Below are 4,044 nucleotides of genomic sequence, written 5' to 3' on the forward strand. Positions count from 1 at the left end.
CCAATACATCCAGATCAACAACACTGATCCGAGACCTTTCAACTGGACCAAATCGGCCGACGACATCCTCGCTAGCGTCAAGCGATTTTGTCTACGAATTTCTAACTCGCGACACTAGTGACGGTTTTGTGAATCGGGTCGATGAGGAACGATACATCCACAGGCGTCTCTCTCCGTCAGGTCAGAGGCTATGCAAACCATGATACACGCTGACGCCGCGTGCGAAGGTGCCCCAGCGGGCCGCCCGAGTTATCGCAACGACGCGCCGCTTTCTCTCTCAACCAACCATTCCGTCAGCAGCCAGCACCTTGGTCACTTACCGTCATCGCTGAGCCCGTGGGCATAAGCGTCGAACCTGTCCACAACGAATGTAGATACGGGAATCGATGACCAGTTTGATAAACGACAACACACGTGTCTCACGCGACCCGTGCCAGAGGTAGCATCGGAAATTCATGCTGCATTTGCACACGCCCGCATAAAGGCCATTAGGCACCACATGGACCACTGCCTGCATCAGGGATTTCCCCAGATGACTGTCGCATCCGTCAACGCCCGCAAGGCCACGGCGCTGGTTGGCACCTTCTATGTTAACGGTCAAGTGCAATAGGCGATTGACAATTTCGCACCTGCCTCTAGAATCAATTCGCTGCATTGCAACATTGATTCCAACGCCGCGATTTGGCGTTCCGTTCAACGGCCAGCTGGAAATGTTCGCACCCTTATGGAGTTTGTGATGAGCACCCCCGACCTCAAGCAATCCATCGCCGCGCAGAAAGCAAGTCTTGAAGCTATGTTTGACGTTCTGAACAAAGCTTTCGCGAGCATTGAAAAACTCGCTAGTCTGAATCTGCAGGTATTCAAATCTACCATCGTCAGAAGTCAGGAAATCGCAGACAGGACCTTATCGACCAAAGACCCGCGGGAATTGTTTGAATTGCAGGCAGGTCAGGCGCAACCTGCAGTAGAAAAAGCGCAGTCGTACTTGCGGGACGTGTATGAAATCGAGTCCGGAGCCCTGGCCGATTTAACAGAGACTCTCGACGAGCAGTTCAAACGTTACCAGCACGACTGGCAAGCGTTTCTTGAAAACCTCGCGAAGAACGCTCCTGCTGGAAGCGAGGCCGCCTTGTCCGCATGGAAGTCCGCTATCGAAACGGCCAGTGCGACATTTGAAACTGCCCGGAAGGCGACGAAACAGGCGGCGCAGATTGCTGAAGGCAGCAACGTCACGGCCGCGCTTGAGGCTCCAACCGAGGTCCGCTGACCAACCCGAAATCGTTGCCCAAAAATAGGCTGGTGATGTCGGCCATAAAATTCAGAAGTTCCAGGCAGGTCCCGCTCATTATTTGAGCGGGTTCCTCTTACTCTCATCGCGCGACGCCGTTCCATGTTTTATTCAATAAGTTATCCTAACTTGTAAAATTGAATCGGCACAGCACGATATCAGACGCGTCGCGCCCTGACCTACCAGAGTAGGACATGAAGAATTCGAGCACGAAGTCGCTTCGCTATCAGGTGGAAAAATGGCTTGCGCCGGCCCCCACTGCACTTGTTCACGTTACCGAATTCGGTCGTACACGCTGGGGCCGGACACGTTACGTGTGCGTCGAGACGTCATCATCTGCCGGTGTGCGCGTGTTTTTCTTTCGTCACGGTGATGGCACCTGGCACGTGTTTCCGCCTGCCGTCGACAGGCAGGAGCCGACCACAGAACGCGCTGCGGCATGAGAGACCAATCAGCCCGCACGAGGAGATTAGAGTCCGGCCAGAAGGAGAAGAAATCGAGTTAGATTTCGCGTCCGAGAATACGCCCCGACGCGAGCGCTAGTATTACTCGGCGTCGACACACCGCGGCCGGTTCCTTTTAACTTTCCTGCGCCCACAGCGCACATGATTCGCACGACCGGCATCTGCGAAAGCAGGCAGCGCGACAGACGTCCGGGGGCTTGATTTCCGAATTCACAATTTGGGGCCGTCAATGTGTCGCACATCAGGGATATGGAGCGGCTGCTTGCTTGAGCTGTTGGCACTCACGCGACACGTGATGACACTGGTATAGTGCCAGTCCAACCGAAAACACGGCTTAGCAACGTGAACCTAGCGGTGAAAGGCGGCGCTAACTACCCCTCGAAGTACATTTGCTCGAGCGAGAGCGTTATCCCGAATGCCGAGGCTTGCAGCCGTCCATTCGCTCCGAAGAATTGCAGTTCTCCGCGCTGGCTGACGACAATGACCTCGCGGGCGCCGCCCTCCACGTAAGCCCTGACTCTGGGGCCGATGTCTTGCTGCATCTCGCGGTCAAGGAGCACCTCGACACACAAGTCTGGCACGAACGGGATTGGGGCTTCCCGGTCAAACCGCTCCCACTTTTCAGGCGGCATCCAGACGACGTCAGGTACGCGGATACCGAATGACGGGGTCGTCACTGCAACCGACATCGCCGCTACATGACCAATCTGGTCGGCAATCTGGCAGTAGACGTCGGTCAGCACTATCTGACGGCGTGCCGAAGGGTGTGGATGCGGCACGGCTTCACCGCGTTCATCCAGTTCACAGCATTCCCACGAGCCAGACCCTGTGTCGGAGTTAATCCGACGCCAGGTCGCAACGAGCCAGTCCCGCTCAAGGAGAGTAGACACAAAGATGAGCCTCCAATAGGGAAGTTGCGTAAGCGTATACCCTTTCTTTGTCATTTAACAATTGTTGTTTGTGTGCGCCGCACAATCAGAACAGACGGAACGTGTCGAAGCGGTTCGCGCCGGCAGCTAGCGGCCTACCGGTCGATATGCCGTCATCGTTGCAAGACGATGTTTCGCCAGCGAAAGTTCATGCAGTTGCTTAAATTTATTGTGCGGCGCGTCAGAAACGGGGACAGTCGAGAGGCTCTGATGTCCCATGCATTGTCGCTGACGAACTGCGCTCCTGCGCCCGCTTCGCAGAAGTGATAGCGTGTCGGTTTCGCGAGCTGGTTTTCAGAAATTTCTCCCTCTCATGCGCCGAGGACATCTCCGATAGAAATCGACATCGCACAACCGATGTCCGGTGTCCGTTCTCGATGGCAGCATCGCAAAAACCGGTTACAAGTCGGCGCCCGCTCGACGCAAAAGGGTCTGGGCCGCGAACCCCGGCCGGGTGCGGACTTTCGTCCGCGGGAGCAGCATGACGCGGCACATGAAAAACTTATGGCAGCTCGAACGTCTCAGTCAACATGGGCGGCACGTCGGGCAAAAGCCGAGCCGTAGATTCGCTCAGTTCAAGGGCGCTCTATCGCTTGGCCACGGAGGTGATATGAAATTAGATGTTGAGACCTTCCGGCGACTGCGCCGTCTCGCTCCCGTTCTTGACGACATACTCAACGCAGGAGAGGTCGAGCACCCGGACCAGGCTGTGAATCTCGCGACGCTCGCACAGCTGTGCTCGGAGCTATTCGACGCCTATCATTGCATACACCCGGACGAAACAGCACAAGCGCGCCTCGACGCTCTTGCCTCGCAATAACCAAACTGGGCGGATTCAGGTAGCGACGACACGATGTCCTTCCTCCCCCCAACTATTCGTGTCAATGGCGACAACGCCGGGGGTAGCTTGCTGAGGAAGCAGCAAACGCACTGCCGCTTGCTCTAACCAACTGCCGGCATCATGTCGGCGAGCTCGATGAACGAACTCGCGACAAAATCCCATTGGCCTTCTGCAAACAGGTCTTTGGTTTGCCCTTCACCGTGCTCACTAGGACGCGAAACAAACGCCGTCTTCAGCCCACACGCCTTTGCGGCCTTTAGGTCATCGTTGTGGGCAGCCACCATACACAGCTCCGCTGGTTCAATCGCAAGCAGGTCCGCCGTATCGAGGTAAATCTATGGTCACCCCCGTTTTTGCAACGCTGATTTTTGATGGTGTGGTGGCTCGCGCAAATCTATCCCGCGTCGGAGCAGAGTGAGCCGTCGCGCCTCGATGAGAATCGCGCCTGGCGGTCCTTATAACAGAAGCAGCTTCGGAAGCTGGTTAACCTCCCAGGATTTCCGTCAGGCCGGTTTGCCGTTC

The 4,044-nt window shown here is 56.1% G+C and carries 5 protein-coding genes and 1 pseudogene; 4 read left to right on the forward strand and 2 right to left on the reverse strand.

What is annotated here, in order from left to right; translation table 11 throughout:
• The 3 genes and pseudogenes from BN2476_RS42850 to BN2476_RS42860 form a co-directional block, all read left to right on the forward strand.
• A pseudogene (locus BN2476_RS42850) lies at window positions 1–118 on the forward strand (IS630 family transposase); the annotation flags it as partial.
• Between the two features lie 618 nt (window positions 119–736).
• Entirely contained in the window at window positions 737–1,267 is a 531-nt protein-coding gene (locus BN2476_RS42855) for a phasin family protein (protein ID WP_087740184.1), read from the forward strand.
• Window positions 1,268–1,482: 215 nt separating this feature from the next.
• Window positions 1,483–1,731, forward strand: coding sequence for a hypothetical protein (locus tag BN2476_RS42860; RefSeq protein WP_087740182.1), 249 nt, complete (start codon window positions 1,483–1,485; stop codon window positions 1,729–1,731).
• Window positions 1,732–2,123: 392 nt separating this feature from the next.
• Here the strand turns inward: BN2476_RS42860 and BN2476_RS42865 are convergent, their stop codons facing one another.
• A complete protein-coding gene (locus BN2476_RS42865; protein WP_087740185.1) occupies window positions 2,124–2,642 on the reverse strand; it encodes a Uma2 family endonuclease in 519 nt (172 codons plus the stop codon).
• Window positions 2,643–3,291: 649 nt separating this feature from the next.
• On the opposite strand from BN2476_RS42865, the gene BN2476_RS42870 reads away from it, so the two are divergent.
• Window positions 3,292–3,501 (forward strand): hypothetical protein, encoded by a 210-nt coding sequence (locus BN2476_RS42870; protein ID WP_087740186.1) that lies wholly within the window; start codon window positions 3,292–3,294, stop codon window positions 3,499–3,501.
• A gap of 122 nt (window positions 3,502–3,623) precedes the next feature.
• Here BN2476_RS42870 and BN2476_RS42875 read toward each other — a convergent pair whose 3' ends face one another.
• Window positions 3,624–3,806 (reverse strand): HAD family hydrolase, encoded by a 183-nt coding sequence (locus BN2476_RS42875; RefSeq protein ID WP_087740183.1) that lies wholly within the window; start codon window positions 3,804–3,806, stop codon window positions 3,624–3,626.
• Window positions 3,807–4,044 lie beyond the last annotated feature (238 nt).

This window comes from Paraburkholderia piptadeniae (genome assembly GCF_900007165.1).
Taxonomy (GTDB): Bacteria; Pseudomonadota; Gammaproteobacteria; order Burkholderiales; family Burkholderiaceae; genus Paraburkholderia; species Paraburkholderia piptadeniae.

Excerpts from the sequence above, each read along its gene's own strand:
- BN2476_RS42855 (WP_087740184.1), top strand. The coding sequence starts at position 737 with ATGAGCACCCCCGACCTCAAGCAATCCATCGCCGCGCAGAAAGCAAGT.
- BN2476_RS42860 (WP_087740182.1), top strand. The coding sequence starts at position 1,483 with ATGAAGAATTCGAGCACGAAGTCGCTTCGCTATCAGGTGGAAAAATGG.
- BN2476_RS42870 (WP_087740186.1), top strand. The coding sequence starts at position 3,292 with ATGAAATTAGATGTTGAGACCTTCCGGCGACTGCGCCGTCTCGCTCCC.
- BN2476_RS42875 (WP_087740183.1), bottom strand. The coding sequence starts at position 3,806 with ATGGTGGCTGCCCACAACGATGACCTAAAGGCCGCAAAGGCGTGTGGG.